The organism is Virgibacillus sp. GM2-2, from assembly GCF_055329585.1.
In genome coordinates this window covers 1-256 of record NZ_JBUZWC010000110.1, presented here as the reverse complement: position 1 = coordinate 256, position 256 = coordinate 1, and the positions used below count along the sequence as shown (strand labels likewise).

The following is a 256-nucleotide window of genomic DNA, read 5'->3' as shown; positions in this document are numbered from 1 at the left end:
ATAGTGACGATTGAATTCGTGCGGCAGCGGGGTAATGGCGTCGTCGATTCGCTGCACGATGGTGGTGCGGAGAATCCAGTCGTCCACCTGATCCATGTCCACCAGTCCCAGTGACAGGTCCGGTTTGCGGCTTGCGGCATAGCTGGCGCGCTGCTCTGGGTACATGGGAAAGGCGAGGGTGAACTGCTGTGTCAGGAGGGGCCGTAACTGCGTCAGGCGGGCCTGCAGATCAGCGAACCCGGATCGTTTGTCCTCG

Annotated in this window: 1 protein-coding gene; it reads right to left on the bottom strand. The window is 60.9% G+C overall.

The window, feature by feature from the left end:
• On the bottom strand, positions 1–256 hold a 256-nt coding region (locus ACY9Z2_RS19165), incomplete at both ends, for a hypothetical protein (protein ID WP_463611269.1).